The organism is Rhodococcus sp. NPDC003322, from assembly GCF_053589555.1.
On the sequence record NZ_JBSFSC010000006.1, the window covers coordinates 423,524 to 438,050 of the forward strand.

The window sequence follows — 14,527 nt, forward strand, 5'->3', positions numbered from 1 at the left end:
GTCGTCCGCTCGTGAGTGCGTCACAACTTTCCCGGCACGTGGTGTCGGACACTCCTGTTCGGTGGAGTCGAACTACGATGACGACTTCGAGGGGACTGTCCGGTATGTGCGGCATCGACTCCGACGAGGCGGAACTTGATGGACCAATTGACACCAACCGATTCGACTCATGTCCTCATGGAATCCGGGACCCACATCCCCCGGATCGTCGACGGCTACATCTTCGATGCCGATGGACTCCCCGGGAGCATCGATCTCGAGGACGTACTCGAGTGGGTGAGGCCGCGGATCGAACATTCCGCGGTGTTCCGCAGCCGGATTCAGCGTTATCCCCGCGATGTGGACTTCCCGTACTGGGTGCCGGACCCGGACTTCGACCTGCGCAACCACGTCACCGTCGAGGCCGCGCGCGGCCCGGGATGGCCCGCGGTCCGCGATCGGATCGCCGTCCTCTGCGGGGAACGGCTGCCACCGGGCCGGCCGCCCTGGGAGTTGCTCGTCATCACCGGCATCACGGAGGTCGACGACATTCCCGACGGTTCGTGTGTGGTGGTGCTGAAGGTCCATCACGCGGTGGGCGACGGGATGGAGACCGTCGAGCTCGCCCGGGGACTGTTCGCGCAGCAGCCGCTATCGCCGGGCCGGCCCACACCTGCGGTCACCCCTGCCGCCGCGCTGCTGCGCGCGATCGCGCGCGCGCCGGTGGGCGCCGCCCGGCTGGCGTGGGGGTCCGCCCGGGCGCAGGTGCTCACCCGTGCCGCAGCGAAGGCGAGCGCGCGGGGGGAGGTGCTCGCCCCGCGGTGGCGATGGCCCTCGACCAGGTTCAACCGCCGACAGGGTCCGGGCTTCACCTTCGATGCGGTCACCTTCGACCTCGCCGAGATCGGCGCGGCGCGGTCCCGGTTTCCCGGGATCACGGTCACCGACGTGGTCATCGAGGTGATCGCGAACGCCATGGTGTCCTACCTGCGGGAGCACGGCGAGGAACCACCGGAGTCGCTGGGCGGAAAGGTGTCCTACTCGACCCGGGGGACGGCCGAGTCGAAATCCCGCAACAACTTCGTCGTCCTCTCGGTCGACCTGCACACGGACATCGCGGATCCGATCGAACAACTGCACGCGATCCACGACTCGATGGATTCGGAGAAACGCAGATTCCGGCATCCGGCGGTCGCCGAGTTGTCCTCGGCGCTCGAGTGCGCGCCCGCGCCATACGTCAACTGGCTGGTGTGGAGGCGCTCGCAGCTCCCGATCGGCGAGGGCGAGACGGTGGCGCTCGGAAACACCATGATCTCGAACGTGCCGCGGCAGTCCGACGACATGCGATTTCTCGGGAGTCGGCTGATCGGCGGCTTCGGTGTTCTCGGGATCGGCGACGGATCGTGCCTGAACCACTACATTGTGACCGTCGGCACGCGGGTGACCGTGACCTTCGGCGTCGATCCGGCGCGAATGCCCGACACCGGCCGGTACTTGACCCTGTTGCGGGAGGCGTTCGATGATCTGGCTCGAGCCTGCCTCGGGCCGGTCCCGCAGACCCGTCCGGCAGACCCTCCGCTTTGACCTCCGCGCTCGCTGACGGGTATCGTTGACGGTCGTGTCCGGACTTCCCGGGCCGATTTGTGTGCCTAGCGAGGTAGTCGCGCGCGCAATCACGTCGTCTCGGATGTGAATTGTGAGCATTCGGCTGCCTGTGTGGGGGTATGCGACACGCCCGACCTCGTGGTCGAGGAACGGGTGAGGAGCAGCGTTTTCTTGCTCCAACTGCTAGATCCCTGAAAACACAACGCCAGGTTTGCCTCCGGGCAAGCGGCGAAGAAGAAGAAAGCCGGTATATGCCAACCATCAACCAGCTGGTCCGCAAGGGGCGGCGCGACAAGCCGTCGAAGCAGAAGACCGCTGCACTGAAGGGCAGCCCGCAGCGTCGTGGCGTGTGCACCCGCGTGTACACCACGACCCCGAAGAAGCCGAACTCCGCGCTGCGTAAGGTCGCCCGTGTGCGCCTGACCAGCTCTGTCGAGGTCACCGCGTACATCCCCGGTGAGGGTCACAACCTCCAGGAGCACTCGATGGTGCTCGTCCGTGGCGGTCGTGTGAAGGACCTCCCGGGTGTTCGCTACAAGATCATCCGCGGCTCGCTCGACACCCAGGGTGTCAAGAACCGCAAGCAGGCGCGTAGCCGCTACGGCGCGAAGAAGGAGAAGGGCTGATGCCTCGTAAGGGTCCCGCTCCCAAGCGGCCGCTCGTCGCGGATCCGGTCTACGGTTCGCCGCTGGTCACCCAGCTCGTCAACAAGATCCTGCTGGACGGCAAGAAGTCCACGGCCGAGCGCATCGTCTACGGTGCCCTCGAGCAGGCGCGGGAGAAGACCGGCACCGATCCGGTCGTCACCCTCAAGCGTGCGCTTGACAACGTCAAGCCCGCCCTCGAGGTCCGCAGCCGTCGCGTCGGTGGCGCCACCTACCAGGTTCCGGTCGAGGTTCGTCCGGGTCGCTCCACCACGCTGGCGCTGCGCTGGCTGGTGACCTTCTCGCGGCAGCGTCGTGAGAAGACCATGGTCGAGCGTCTGGCCAACGAGTTGCTGGACGCCAGCAACGGCCTGGGCGCGTCGGTCAAGCGTCGCGAGGACACGCACAAGATGGCCGAGGCCAACAAGGCGTTCGCGCACTACCGCTGGTGATTCGACGCCGGGCGGCACCTTGCAATCGAGGTGTCGCCCGGACGTCGTCACTGCAGTGTCGGGTCCTTCAACGGACCGGCTGCCAACACAAGAAGAATGTGGTCCGGGTAGGGCCGACACGAGCTACGAGCGGGGAAGAATCCTGTGGCACAGGAAGTGCTGACCGACCTGAACAAGGTCCGCAACATCGGCATCATGGCGCACATCGACGCCGGCAAGACCACCACCACCGAGCGCATCCTCTTCTACACCGGTGTGAACTACAAGATCGGTGAGACCCACGACGGTGCGTCGACGACGGACTGGATGGAGCAGGAGAAGGAGCGTGGTATCACCATCACCTCCGCTGCTGTCACCTGTTTCTGGAACAAGAACCAGATCAACATCATCGACACCCCCGGCCACGTCGACTTCACGGTCGAGGTCGAGCGTTCGCTGCGCGTCCTCGACGGCGCGGTCGCGGTGTTCGACGGCAAGGAAGGCGTCGAGCCCCAGTCCGAGCAGGTCTGGCGCCAGGCTGCCAAGTACGACGTTCCGCGCATCTGCTTCGTCAACAAGATGGACAAGATGGGCGCGGACTTCTACTTCACCGTGCAGACCATCATCGACCGCCTCGGCGCGAAGCCGCTGGTCCTGCAGCTGCCGATCGGCGCCGAGGACGACTTCGACGGCGTCGTCGACCTCGTCGAGATGCGCGCCATCACCTGGCGCGGCGTGGTGCCGACCGGCGCCGAGCCGACCATCGAGGAGATCCCCGCGGATCTGGCCGACAAGGCCGCCGAGTACCGCGAGAAGCTGCTCGAGACCGTCGCCGAGTCCGACGAAGCTCTCATGGAGAAGTACTTCGGCGGCGAGGAGCTCACGGTCGAGGAGATCAAGGGCGCCATCCGCAAGATGACGGTCGCCTCCGAGCTGTACCCGGTGCTCTGTGGCTCCGCGTTCAAGAACAAGGGCGTTCAGCCCATGCTCGACGCGGTCATCGACTACCTGCCGAACCCCCTCGACATCGGCGAGGTTCACGGCCATGCCGTGAACAACGAGGAAGAGGAACTGGTCCGCAAGCCCAGCAAGGACGAGCCGTTCTCGGCTCTGGCCTTCAAGATTGCGGCGCACCCGTTCTTCGGCAAGCTCACCTTCGTGCGCGTCTACTCGGGTCGTATCGAGCCGGGTGCCCAGGTCCTCAACGCGACCAAGGGCAAGAAGGAGCGCATCGGCAAGCTCTTCCAGATGCACGCCAACAAGGAGAACCCGGTCGACGAGGCCGTCGCGGGCCACATCTACGCGATGATCGGCCTGAAGGACACCACGACCGGTGACACCCTGTGCGACCAGGCGAACCCGATCGTCCTCGAGTCGATGACGTTCCCGGACCCGGTCATCCAGGTCTCGATCGAGCCGAAGACCAAGTCCGACCAGGAGAAGCTGGGCACCGCGATCCAGAAGCTCGCCGAAGAGGACCCGACCTTCTCGGTCGAGCTGGACGAGGAGACCGGCCAGACCGTCATCGGCGGCATGGGCGAGCTGCACCTCGACATCCTCGTCGACCGTATGCGTCGCGAGTTCAAGGTCGAGGCCAACGTCGGCAAGCCGCAGGTCGCGTACCGCGAGACCATCACCAAGGTGGTCGACAAGCACGAGTTCACCCACAAGAAGCAGACCGGTGGTTCCGGCCAGTTCGCGAAGGTGATCATCGCGCTCGAGCCGTACGTCGGCGAGGACGGCGAGTCCTACGCGTTCGAGAACAAGGTCACCGGTGGCCGCGTTCCGCGCGAGTACATCCCCTCCGTCGATCACGGTGCGCAGGACGCGATGCAGTACGGCGTGCTCGCCGGCTACCCGCTGGTGAACCTGAAGCTGACGCTGCTCGACGGTGCGTACCACGACGTCGACTCCTCGGAAATGGCCTTCAAGGTTGCCGGTTCGCAGGCGCTGAAGGAAGCCGCCCGCAAGGCCGGCCCGGTCATTCTCGAGCCCATCATGGCTGTCGAGGTCACCACGCCCGAGGACTACATGGGCGACGTGATCGGCGACCTCAACTCCCGCCGTGGCCAGATCCAGGCCATGGAGGAACGCAGTGGTGCCCGTGTCGTCAAGGCGCTGGTTCCGCTCTCGGAGATGTTCGGTTACATCGGTGACCTGCGGTCGAAGACCCAGGGTCGCGCGAACTTCTCCATGGTGTTCGATTCCTACGCAGAGGTTCCCGCGAACGTCTCGAAGGAAATCATCGCCAAGGCGACCGGCGAGTAACCTCGGTCTCGTCGACCGCAGTACGACCAAAGTAATAACAACCGCACTGCTGCATACCGCAAGCACAATCAGTCCAGGAGGACATCCAGTGGCGAAGGCGAAGTTCGAGCGGACCAAGCCGCACGTGAACATCGGCACCATCGGTCACGTCGACCACGGCAAGACCACCACCACGGCTGCGATCACCAAGGTGCTGGCCGACAAGTACCCGGATCTGAACGAGAGCTTCGCTTTCGATCAGATCGACAAGGCGCCGGAGGAGAAGGCTCGTGGTATCACGATCAACATCTCCCACGTCGAGTACCAGACGGAGAAGCGCCACTACGCGCACGTCGACGCTCCGGGTCACGCGGACTACATCAAGAACATGATCACCGGTGCCGCCCAGATGGACGGCGCGATCCTGGTCGTGGCCGCCACCGACGGCCCGATGCCGCAGACCCGTGAGCACGTGCTGCTCGCCCGCCAGGTCGGCGTGCCCTACATCCTCGTCGCCCTGAACAAGGCCGACATGGTCGACGACGAGGAAATCCTCGAGCTCGTCGAGATGGAGGTCCGCGAGCTGCTGGCCGGCCAGGAGTTCGACGAGAACGCCCCGGTCATCCCGATCTCGGCGCTCAAGGCGCTCGAGGGCGACGCCAAGTGGGTCAAGTCCATCGAGGACCTGATGGCTGCCGTCGACGAGTCCATCCCGGACCCGGTTCGTGAGACCGACAAGCCGTTCCTGATGCCGGTCGAGGACGTCTTCACGATCACCGGTCGTGGCACCGTCGTCACCGGTCGTATCGAGCGTGGCGTCGTCAACGTGAACGAGGAAGTCGAGATCGTCGGCATCCGCCCGGAGACCACCAAGACCACGGTCACCGGCATCGAGATGTTCCGCAAGCTGCTCGACCAGGGCCAGGCGGGCGACAACGTCGGCCTGCTCGTCCGTGGCATCAAGCGCGAGGACGTCGAGCGCGGCCAGGTCGTCATCAAGCCGGGCACCACCACCCCGCACACGGAGTTCGAGGGCCAGGCGTACATCCTGTCGAAGGACGAGGGCGGCCGCCACACCCCGTTCTTCAACAACTACCGCCCGCAGTTCTACTTCCGTACCACGGACGTTACGGGCGTCGTGACCCTGCCCGAGGGCACCGAGATGGTCATGCCCGGTGACAACACCGAGATGTCCGTCGTGCTGATCCAGCCGGTCGCCATGGACGAGGGCCTGCGGTTCGCCATCCGTGAGGGTGGTCGCACCGTCGGCGCCGGTCGCGTCACCAAGATCATCAAGTGATCATTGATCACCAGTTGATCTAGCAGTACCAAGCAGGACGGCGTCCACCCCTCGGGGTGGGCGCCGTTCGGCGTTTCCGCAGGCGCCTGCGGTGCTCGTGCGTGGTTTTCGGTCAGGGCACTCGCGAACCACGCACGAGCCGCGGAGGCGGGCCTAGGAATCGGCGGGGTCGAGGTGCAGCAGCACCTGGGTGGCGACGGGAGCGCCGGGGAGGGCGGCCGCCATCGACCGGGCCAGCGCCTCGGCGCTGCGGGTGAAATCGACGACGTCGATGCCGGGTTCGGCGACGACGGTCACCCGGAGCGTGGCGAGTCCGCGGTCGTCGACGGCGGCCGAGCGGACGGTGCGCACTCCGTCGAGTGCGGACAACTCGTCGGCCAATCCCATCGCCAGCGGGCCGAGATCCACGGACAGGTCGGCCCCGACCGTGGCGCCGGGGAACACCGGCATGGTCTCCGGGCGTCCGCGACGAACGTTGATCACCAGCAGGACGAGGCCGGCGAGGAAGGCGACCACGGCCGTGACACCGAGCATGGTCGGCCACCACGACTCGTCGGGGACGGCTGTGAGCCGTGCCCGGTCGAAGCGCTGCACCAATGTCCGTGCCCAGTCGACGCCCAGACACCATGCCAGGGTGATGCCGCCGACCGCGAGGAGCGCGCAACCGGCGGCGAGCGCCACCAGACGGTCGACGACCGATGTCCTGCGTCTCACGGCTTCACCCGGCCGATCCGGACCCGGAGTTCGCGGGGCGAGGCGAGGGTGTCCAGCGACGGCGCCACCGCCTCACGCACGGTCCGCTCCAGGTCGGCGTCGGGTACTTCCCCGTTCGGGGTGACATGCAGGGTGGCGCGGCGACGGTCCACCATCGTGCGAACGGTCGCGACACCGCCCACCGCGCCGGCGCGGGCGCTGCACATCCTCGCGACGTCGGTGGGCCGCAGCCACACCGTTCCTCCCGTGCCGACCGGTAGGTGGGTCCGGGTGCGCGGTGTCAGCGACAGGAAGACGAGCAGAGCGCCCACGACCGCCGCGGCAGCCGCCACAGGCGCCATCCACGTCTGCCAGTGCAGGTCCGCGACCCAGCGGACGGAGTTGCGCACCCACGCCGCCGGGGCGATCACTTCCTTGGCGATCAGGAACTCGCGGCCGGCGACGAACGCGACCGCGAGTAGCGCCACCGCGGCGATCACCGCGATCACCGCGGCGTCCGGGCGCGCCAGCGGCGGCCGGGCAGGCACGGCAACGGCCACCGGGGAGGCGTCGGTCAGCTGACGGGTGTCGACTTCGCTGTCGGCGCCGTCACCGCGCAGGACGGCCGCGGCCACGACGACGTGCAGGTGGTCGACCGGCAGTCCGGTCAGGGTTTCGACGCGCTCGGCGACTGCGAGGTGCACCTCCCGGGACAGCACCGCCACCGGACACGGCCATGTCACCGCCACGTACAACGTCACCGCGACCGAATCCGGTCCGGCCGTGACCTCGGCGCGAGGCAGGTCCCGGCCGGGCAGCTTGAGCAGACCGCCGGACTGCCGGACCACACCGGGTACCGACAGCGCGGCCGCGACCGCGATCTTCGAGACCGCACGGTCCTTGACGGTCAGACGTCCGCGGGCGCCCCGTTCGAGTTCGAGGTCGGTGTGTTCGGTGTCGGGGGTCTCTGTCGAGAGGTGTTCAGCCACGGCCCCGGCTCCGCAGCAGCGCACCGAGGTCGAAGTGACCGTCCCGGTGGGCGCCGATGGCCATTCCGACGGCACCGAGCATGACCGCGAACACGAAACCGGCGAAACCGCCCAGGATTGCGGCCAGCGCGAGCAACAGTCCCGCGATCAGTCCGACGACCGTGTTGTTCATCGCGGGGTCCTTTCGGGTGGGGTGATGGCCGAACGGGTACGCGCGGTCCCGGTGCTCACGGGCGACAGTGCGACGTCCTCGACGGTGACGGTGACGGGTACGGCGACGAGCGGTTCGACCACACGATGCACGGCCTGCGCGACCTCGACGACGTTGTGCGGGTACGCGACCACCACGTGGACCGCGCACTCGGTGTCGGTGACGCGAACTCCGAGGAGTCGGCGTCCGGGCAGGTAGGTGGCGACCTCACCGAACATGCCGCCGTGCAGTTCGCACACTCCCGGTACCGTCAGTGCCTGCGCGGCAACGACTTCGGCATCGGTGGTCTCGTTCACTGCACCCTCGGCCTGGTGTCCGGGTCGGCGGACGTCGGGTTCTCCTCGAACAGCACGACGTCGTACACGGTGATGTTGACCTCGGTGACCTCGAGTCCCGTCATCCTTTCGACGGCGGCGATCACATTGCGGCGGATTCCCGCCGCGAGCTCGTGCAGGGCGACGCCGTACTCGGCGACGATGCCGATGTCGATGGCGGCCTGCTTCTCGCCGACCTCGACGGCGACGCCCTGGCCGTGGTTGACGCGGGCCCCGGGGATCCGGTCCCGTAGCGCCCCGACCACGCGGGCGGTGCCGCCGCCGACGTCGAACACGCCGCTGATCTCCCGGGTGGCGATGCCTGCGATCTTCGCCACCACCGCGTCGGCGATGATCGTGCGGCCCTGGGATCCGACCAGTTCGGTCGACGCGGAGGTTGCGAAGTGCGGTCCCACCGCGCTTCCGAATTGCACGGTGCCGTGGGTGGGTTGCTGCGCCGGGGGCTCGCCCCGCCCGGATTCGGTGGTCACACCGTCAACACTAGGTCGTGCGTCCCCTGTCCGCGTGGATGCGCCCGGCGAATCCGCCTCGCCCGCCGGACGGAAGTGACGGAGGGAGGCCGCGGCCGCGGCTGTGAGAGTGATCACCTACGGTGGAGCGCACCGCGGATCGGACGGAGGACGGGTGCACATGGGGGACACAGGCGAGGCGGCCGAGCGCCCGGAGCCACCGCGGCCGCGGCGCGGGATCGTCGCGGTGCTCGCGGCGGTGTGCCTGGTGCTGGCCGGCGGGTGCGCCGTCCTGCTGTGGCAGTACCGAGCCGGGGCGGCCGAGGAGACCTCCCGGCAGCAGGCGCTGGAGGCGGCGAGGCAGACCGCGATGAACCTCGCGACCATCGATCACGAGCATGCCCGGCAGGACGTCGACCGGGTGCTCGCCGGCGCGACCGGTGACTTCCGGGACCAGTTCGCCGACAGCGCGGACTCGTTGGTGTCGGTGGTGGAGGACACTCGGGTCACGACGGTGGGCGAGCGCGCCGACGCGGCGGTCGAGTCGTGGGACGGCGACCACGGCACTGTCCTCGTTCAGGTCTCCTCGACGGTGACCAACCTGTCTGCTGCGCAGCCGCAGTCGCGGGTGTGGCGGCTGCGGATGACGATGGATCGCGTCGGTGACGGGTACCGGACGGCGACGCTGGAGTACGTCGCGTGAGGGGGCCCGGGTATCGGATCGTGTGGCTGCTCGCGGTGCTGGCGGTGGTGCTCGCGACGGTCGCGGTCCTGCTCGGCATTCGGCTGTACCGTGCGGACGAACGCGGCGCCGACGGTGCCCGCGCCGACGTCGCGCAGACCGCCGCCGAGGGAGCCGCGGCCCTGCTGACCTACACCCCGGACACTGTCGCGGCGAACCTGTATGCGGCGGCGCAGAGGCTGACCGGTGAGTTCCGGGACCGGTTCGGGCAGATGACGGACGCCGTGATCGCCCCCGCCGCGCGCGAGCAGGGGATCAGCACCAGCGCGACGGTCACGGGAACCGGGGTCGGGACGCTCACCGACGATCACGCGGACGCGCTGGTGTTCCTGAAACAGGTCACCACGACCGCGGCCGCACCGGATCCGGTGAGCGCGACGGTCGGTGCCCGGGTCGAATTGACCAAGGTCGACGGGGTATGGCTGATCTCGGACATGGAGGTCTCCTGAGATCGTGACACTTCTGGAACCTGTGTCTGTTTGGTATGACTGGTGGACGGCCGGAGACGGCCACGGACAACGTGTTGAAGGGTGAGGTCGCACATGGGTGTCGGACGAATCGTGATCGTCGGGGCCGGACTGGCAGGTCTGCGGACTGCGGAAGAGCTGCGCAGGGCCGGTCACACCGGTGACATCACCCTGGTCGGGGAGGAGACGCACCTGCCGTACGACCGCCCGCCGCTGTCCAAGGACGTGGTTCGGGGGGAGAACGACGACGTCACCCTCAAGCCCGCCGAGTACTACGACGAGCTGAACGTCGAACTGCGGCTCGGCGCACGCGCGCGGTCGGTGAATCCTGCCGCGCGGTCGGTGTCTTTCGAGGACGGCACATCGCTCGACTACGACCACCTGGTGATCGCGACGGGGCTGACGCCGCGTCGCATTCCCGGCCTCCCGGAGCTGGACGGCGTCCATGTGCTGCGGACGCTGGACGACTCGCGGGCCCTGCGGGCCGATCTGGTCGCCGGTCGCACCGGTCTCGTCGTCGGCGCCGGCTTCATCGGTTGTGAGGTCGCCGCCAGCATGCGCGCCCGGGGACTCGACGTCGTGCTGGTCGAACCGCAGCCGACCCCGCTGGCGTCGGTGCTCGGGGAGCAGGTCGGTGCCCTGGTGGCCCGGCTGCACACCGATGAGGGTGTGGACGTGCGCACCGGGGTCGGACTGGAGTCGCTGCACGGGGACTCACGGGTGACCGGCGCGGTGCTGGGGGACGGTACCGAGGTGGCCGCGGACGTGGTGGTGGTCGGGATCGGCTCGAACCCGGTCACCGGTTGGCTCGACGACTCCGGGGTCGAGCTCGCCGACCGCGCTGCCGGGGGCGGTGTTCTCGCCGATGAGACCGGACGTACCAGCGACCCGAACGTGTGGGTCGTCGGTGACGTCGCCTCGTGGCGGCAGCCGGAAGGAGATCAGCGTCGGGTCGAGCACTGGAACAACGTCGGTGAGCAGGCGAAAGTGCTGGCCCACACGCTGGTGACCGGTGCCGCGCCGGAGGCTGCGCCGCAGGTGCCGTACTTCTGGAGCGACCAGTACAACATCAAGATCCAGGCCCTCGGCGAGCCGTCGGGAACCGACACCGTGCACATCGTCCGCGATGACGGCCGCAAGTTCCTCGCGTACTACGAGCGGGATGGCCAACTGGTCGCGGTCGTCGGCGGTGGACTGCCCGGTGCGGTGATGAAGATGCGGGCCAAGATCTCGGGCCGGGTGCCGATCGCGGAGGTGCTCGAGGCCGCCGCCGTCTGATCCGGCATTCACCCGACCGGAGGGGCTCGGACGGCTACCGTGAATCCATGGTGCACGGTCGGCGTGCCCTGCCGGAGCTGACGGAGCTGACCGCGACGCACTGGACCTCGGGTGCGTCCGGACGCCTGTCGGTGCAACGCTGCCTGCGCTGCCGCCGTTGGTCCTTCCCGCCGGCGCCCAGTTGCCGGCACTGCTGGGGCACCGACCTGCTGTTCGAGCCGGTGGCGGGAAAGGGTGTGCTGGTCTCGTGGGCGCGGGTCGTCGAGCCGGTCCGGCCCGCGCCCACCCCGCCCTACCTGGTCGGTGTCGTCGATCTGGTGGAGGGGGTGCGGCTGGTCCTCGGCGTGATCGGTGCGGGCCCCGATGCGCTGCGGGTCGACGCCCCGGTGCACCTGGTTTTCGAGCAGCTCGACGACCGGATCTGGTTGCCGCTCGCCGAGATCGAGGAAGCGGACCTGTTCGAGGACCGCATCGAGGCCGTGTCATGAGGTGCACCGTCGTGAGTTGCACCGTCGTGAGGGATGCGTCGAGGCGGGGAACGTGGTGACCGGGGTCGCCGTGACCGGCGTCGGGCGTGCGCGGGTGGGACGGCCCGGGGTGCTCGCCGCGGCTGTCACGGCGGTCCGCTCCGCTCTCTCCGACGCCGGGCTGCCCGGATCCGACATCGCGGGGCTGTTCACGTCCGGCCCGGACGCGGCCGAGGTCGCCGACGTGCTGGACATCGAACTGTCTTGGCGTGCACAGGAATCCGATCGATTCTCGGTCGGGGCCTCGCTGGTGCAGGCGGTCGAGGCGGTGACCGCAGGGCGCATCCGGAACCTCGTCTGCGTCGAGGCGTCCGCCGCGGAGCCCACCCGGCTGGCGAGGGCGGAATGGTTCGGACCAGGGGCTCCCGTCGCGGGGTGGGCGAGCTGGCACGCGCCGTACGGTGCGGACGGCGCCCTGGTCGGGGTCGCGCTCGCGGCCCGCGCCTACATCGAGCGGTACGGGCTGACCCGCACCGAGCTGGCGCAGGTCGCGCTCGTCGCGTCCGCCAACTCCGGCGGCGGACTGCGGCTGCGTGACTACCTGACCGCTCCGATGCTCGCGGACCCGCTGTGCGTGCACGACCGGGCCCGCTCGGTCGGGGGCGCGGCGGCGGTCGTGCTGACCGGGTCCGATCAGGCCGGGTCGGCGGAGGAGCGGGCGTCGGCGCCGATCGCGGTGGGCGGGGTCGGCGCCGCCTACGCGGCCAGCCCACTCCCGGAGCAGGACGCCACCCGCTCGGCCGGGGTGGCGGCCCGCGCCGGTGAGGAGCTGTGGTCGGGGACCCGTGCCACCCTCGCGGACGTGGACCTTCTCCTGCTCGGGGACGAATTCTCGTTCCCGGTGCTGTCGTGGCTCGAAGCGCTCGGCTGCTGTGACCAGGGCGCGGCGGGAGGTTTCGTCGCCACCGGTGCCGCGATCGCCCGGGACGGGGTGTTTCCGGTGAATCCGCACGGTGGCCATCTCGGGGTGGGACGGCGTCCCGACCTCGATCTCGTCGTCGAGGCCGTCACCCAGTTGCGCGGCGACGCGGGGGCCGCCCAGGTCCCCGGGACTCCGACCGTCGCGGTGGTCGGGCTCGGGGGGCTCACCGCGGCGGGATGTCTCCTGCTCCGGCGGTGACGCGGGCGCGGCGAGGAGGGTCTGGATGACACCCTCGCCGAGATCGGGACTACGTTGGTTCGGTGACCGTCGCGCTGATCGATTCCGGGCTGGGGCTGCTCCCCACGTCTGCGTGGCTGCGTCGGCTCCGGCCCGAGCTGGACCTGCTGCTCTCGTTGGATCCCGACGGGGCGCCGTGGGGTCCGAAGCCGTCGCAGTGGGTGATCGACCGGGTGCTCGCCGCCGCGGACCGTGCGGTCGATCTGGGTGCCCAGGTCGTGGTGCTGCCCTGCAACACCGCGAGTGTCACCGCACTGGACGAGGTGCGCGCCCACTTGGGGGCGTCTGTCCCGGTGATCGGGACTGTTCCGGCGATCAAGCCCGCAGCGGCGGCCTCGCGGTCGGTGGCCATCTGGGCGACCGCCGCGACGACGGCGAGCAGCTACCAGGCCGGCCTGATCGCCCGGTTCGCGAACGGCAGCGACGTCGTCGGGGTCGCCTGCCACGGTCTGGCCGACGCGATCGACGCGGGAGACCCCGACCGGATCTCCGCCGCCATCGACGCGGCTGTGGCGAACACCCCGGCCGCCTGTGACGCGGTGGTCCTCGGGTGCACGCACTATCCGCTGGTCGCCGACGAGATCACCGCCCGGCTGCCGGACGGGGTCACGCTGTTCGACAGCGCCCCGGCGGTCGCCGCGCAGACGTTGCGCCGTATCGACGGCCTCGGACGCGACATCGGCGGCGGCGGCGCCGTGTCGGTGCTGCTCAGCGGGCGGCCCGGCCAATTGCCCGTGAGTGCGCACTCGTACCTGGCCGGTCGGGAGCTGCTCGCGCCTCCGGCGCCGGTGAGTCCTCGTGGCACCGACCTGGACCGGAACCGGTCACGGAGTCGACAGCGCACCTAGGCCGGCGGTGAGGACCCGGGCCACGGCGCGCAGGTCCTCGGCGCGCTCGCCCTGTCCGCGGAACCGGTCGATGTGGTTGGACGAGAACATCGCGGCCACCCACGCCGTCGCGCAGGAATCCAGGACGCGGGCGGGTGCGGTGAGCGGTGCACTCAACCGAAGCACCTCGACGGTGATGTCCTGCAGGTAGGCGCGCAGCGCCCGGAGATGGTCGCGTACGGCGGGGTGGGTGCCCGCCTCCCTCCAGACGATCTCGCGGATCGTGCGCCGGTCGCGCAGGTTGAGCGCGGTGTCGAGGTTGACGAGTGCGGCCGCCGGTTCACCTGTCACCGCCAGGCCGGTCACGTCGTCGATGGGGTCCGTGGGCAGGCGCTCGGAGATCAGTGTGGTGAGAATCGATTCCTTGGTGGGGAAGTAGTAGAAGATCAGGCCTTTCGGGACGCCGGCCCGGACCGCGATCGCGGCGGTCGGGGTGGCGTCGAAGCCCCGTGCGGCGATGAGTTCTTCGGCGGCATCGAGGATCCGCTTCCGGGTGTCACCGTCCACGCCCGCCGTTCGGCGCGGGCCGGACAATTCGAACACCTCCTCCGCCGGGGAGGCTCGTGGACCTCCCCGGTTCGGCT

General features: G+C 69.0%; 17 protein-coding genes. 11 read left to right on the forward strand and 6 right to left on the reverse strand.

The window, feature by feature from the left end; all coding sequences use genetic code 11:
- Nucleotides 1-138 precede the first annotated feature (138 nt).
- The 5 genes from ACWDUM_RS24435 to tuf all read left to right on the forward strand — a co-directional run bounded on the left by ACWDUM_RS24435 (nt 139) and on the right by tuf (nt 6,206).
- Nucleotides 139-1,563 carry a wax ester/triacylglycerol synthase domain-containing protein gene (locus tag ACWDUM_RS24435; protein ID WP_450135958.1) on the forward strand — a complete coding sequence of 475 codons (1,425 nt, stop codon included), beginning with the start codon at nt 139-141 and terminating at the stop codon, nt 1,561-1,563.
- A 272-nt stretch (nt 1,564-1,835) separates the two neighbouring features.
- Nucleotides 1,836-2,210 (forward strand): 30S ribosomal protein S12, encoded by a 375-nt coding sequence (rpsL, locus tag ACWDUM_RS24440; RefSeq protein WP_345349761.1) that lies wholly within the window; start codon nt 1,836-1,838, stop codon nt 2,208-2,210.
- Nucleotides 2,210-2,680 (forward strand): 30S ribosomal protein S7, encoded by a 471-nt coding sequence (rpsG, locus tag ACWDUM_RS24445; protein ID WP_345349758.1) that lies wholly within the window; start codon nt 2,210-2,212, stop codon nt 2,678-2,680. The genes rpsL and rpsG overlap by 1 nt, the downstream gene beginning before the upstream one ends.
- Before the next feature lie 144 nt (nt 2,681-2,824).
- Nucleotides 2,825-4,927 carry an elongation factor G gene (fusA, locus tag ACWDUM_RS24450; protein WP_450114474.1) on the forward strand — a complete coding sequence of 701 codons (2,103 nt, stop codon included), beginning with the start codon at nt 2,825-2,827 and terminating at the stop codon, nt 4,925-4,927.
- 88 nt (nt 4,928-5,015) lie between these two features.
- Nucleotides 5,016-6,206: an elongation factor Tu gene (gene tuf / locus ACWDUM_RS24455; protein WP_450114475.1), complete on the forward strand. Its 1,191-nt coding sequence runs from the start codon at nt 5,016-5,018 to the stop codon at nt 6,204-6,206.
- A gap of 153 nt (nt 6,207-6,359) precedes the next feature.
- Here the strand turns inward: tuf and ACWDUM_RS24460 are convergent, their stop codons facing one another.
- From ACWDUM_RS24460 to ACWDUM_RS24480, 5 genes are read right to left on the reverse strand one after another with little or no spacing between them, the layout of a single operon-like run.
- Nucleotides 6,360-6,920 (reverse strand): hypothetical protein, encoded by a 561-nt coding sequence (locus tag ACWDUM_RS24460; RefSeq protein ID WP_450114476.1) that lies wholly within the window; start codon nt 6,918-6,920, stop codon nt 6,360-6,362.
- Nucleotides 6,917-7,888: an Asp23/Gls24 family envelope stress response protein gene (locus ACWDUM_RS24465; RefSeq protein ID WP_450135959.1), complete on the reverse strand. Its 972-nt coding sequence runs from the start codon at nt 7,886-7,888 to the stop codon at nt 6,917-6,919. The genes ACWDUM_RS24460 and ACWDUM_RS24465 overlap by 4 nt, the downstream gene beginning before the upstream one ends.
- The gene (locus ACWDUM_RS24470) at nt 7,881-8,060 is read right to left on the reverse strand and encodes a DUF2273 domain-containing protein (protein WP_450135960.1); all 180 of its coding nucleotides are present in this window, start codon (nt 8,058-8,060) and stop codon (nt 7,881-7,883) included. Before ACWDUM_RS24470 ends, ACWDUM_RS24465 begins: the two co-directional genes overlap by 8 nt.
- A complete protein-coding gene (locus ACWDUM_RS24475; protein ID WP_450135961.1) occupies nt 8,057-8,395 on the reverse strand; it encodes a hypothetical protein in 339 nt (112 codons plus the stop codon). The genes ACWDUM_RS24470 and ACWDUM_RS24475 overlap by 4 nt, the downstream gene beginning before the upstream one ends.
- Nucleotides 8,392-8,904 carry an Asp23/Gls24 family envelope stress response protein gene (locus ACWDUM_RS24480; RefSeq protein ID WP_450135962.1) on the reverse strand — a complete coding sequence of 171 codons (513 nt, stop codon included), beginning with the start codon at nt 8,902-8,904 and terminating at the stop codon, nt 8,392-8,394. The genes ACWDUM_RS24475 and ACWDUM_RS24480 overlap by 4 nt, the downstream gene beginning before the upstream one ends.
- 160 nt (nt 8,905-9,064) lie before the next feature.
- On the opposite strand from ACWDUM_RS24480, the gene ACWDUM_RS24485 reads away from it, so the two are divergent.
- The 6 genes from ACWDUM_RS24485 (at nt 9,065) to ACWDUM_RS24510 (ending at nt 13,904) form a co-directional block, all read left to right on the forward strand.
- A complete protein-coding gene (locus ACWDUM_RS24485; RefSeq protein ID WP_450114481.1) occupies nt 9,065-9,586 on the forward strand; it encodes a hypothetical protein in 522 nt (173 codons plus the stop codon).
- Nucleotides 9,583-10,074 carry a twin-arginine translocation pathway signal gene (locus ACWDUM_RS24490; RefSeq protein WP_450114482.1) on the forward strand — a complete coding sequence of 164 codons (492 nt, stop codon included), beginning with the start codon at nt 9,583-9,585 and terminating at the stop codon, nt 10,072-10,074. Before ACWDUM_RS24485 ends, ACWDUM_RS24490 begins: the two co-directional genes overlap by 4 nt.
- A 93-nt stretch (nt 10,075-10,167) precedes the next feature.
- Nucleotides 10,168-11,370 (forward strand): NAD(P)/FAD-dependent oxidoreductase, encoded by a 1,203-nt coding sequence (locus ACWDUM_RS24495; protein WP_450135963.1) that lies wholly within the window; start codon nt 10,168-10,170, stop codon nt 11,368-11,370.
- 47 nt (nt 11,371-11,417) lie between these two features.
- Nucleotides 11,418-11,858, forward strand: a complete 441-nt coding sequence (locus ACWDUM_RS24500; RefSeq protein WP_450114484.1) for a Zn-ribbon domain-containing OB-fold protein — start codon at nt 11,418-11,420, stop codon at nt 11,856-11,858.
- A 52-nt stretch (nt 11,859-11,910) separates the two neighbouring features.
- Entirely contained in the window at nt 11,911-13,017 is a 1,107-nt protein-coding gene (locus ACWDUM_RS24505; RefSeq protein WP_450135964.1) for a thiolase family protein, read from the forward strand.
- 62 nt (nt 13,018-13,079) lie between these two features.
- On the forward strand, nt 13,080-13,904 hold the full coding sequence (locus ACWDUM_RS24510; protein WP_450135965.1) for a glutamate racemase: 825 nt from the start codon (nt 13,080-13,082) through the stop codon (nt 13,902-13,904).
- Here ACWDUM_RS24510 and ACWDUM_RS24515 read toward each other — a convergent pair.
- Nucleotides 13,881-14,486 carry a TetR/AcrR family transcriptional regulator gene (locus ACWDUM_RS24515; protein ID WP_450135966.1) on the reverse strand — a complete coding sequence of 202 codons (606 nt, stop codon included), beginning with the start codon at nt 14,484-14,486 and terminating at the stop codon, nt 13,881-13,883. The genes ACWDUM_RS24510 and ACWDUM_RS24515 overlap by 24 nt on opposite strands.
- Between the last annotated feature and the right edge of the window lie 41 nt (nt 14,487-14,527).

Excerpts from the sequence above, each read along its gene's own strand:
- ACWDUM_RS24435 (WP_450135958.1), top strand. The coding sequence starts at position 139 with ATGGACCAATTGACACCAACCGATTCGACTCATGTCCTCATGGAATCC.
- rpsL (WP_345349761.1), top strand. The coding sequence starts at position 1,836 with ATGCCAACCATCAACCAGCTGGTCCGCAAGGGGCGGCGCGACAAGCCG.
- rpsG (WP_345349758.1), top strand. The coding sequence starts at position 2,210 with ATGCCTCGTAAGGGTCCCGCTCCCAAGCGGCCGCTCGTCGCGGATCCG.
- ACWDUM_RS24470 (WP_450135960.1), bottom strand. The coding sequence starts at position 8,060 with ATGAACAACACGGTCGTCGGACTGATCGCGGGACTGTTGCTCGCGCTG.
- ACWDUM_RS24485 (WP_450114481.1), top strand. The coding sequence starts at position 9,065 with ATGGGGGACACAGGCGAGGCGGCCGAGCGCCCGGAGCCACCGCGGCCG.
- ACWDUM_RS24495 (WP_450135963.1), top strand. The coding sequence starts at position 10,168 with ATGGGTGTCGGACGAATCGTGATCGTCGGGGCCGGACTGGCAGGTCTG.
- ACWDUM_RS24500 (WP_450114484.1), top strand. The coding sequence starts at position 11,418 with ATGGTGCACGGTCGGCGTGCCCTGCCGGAGCTGACGGAGCTGACCGCG.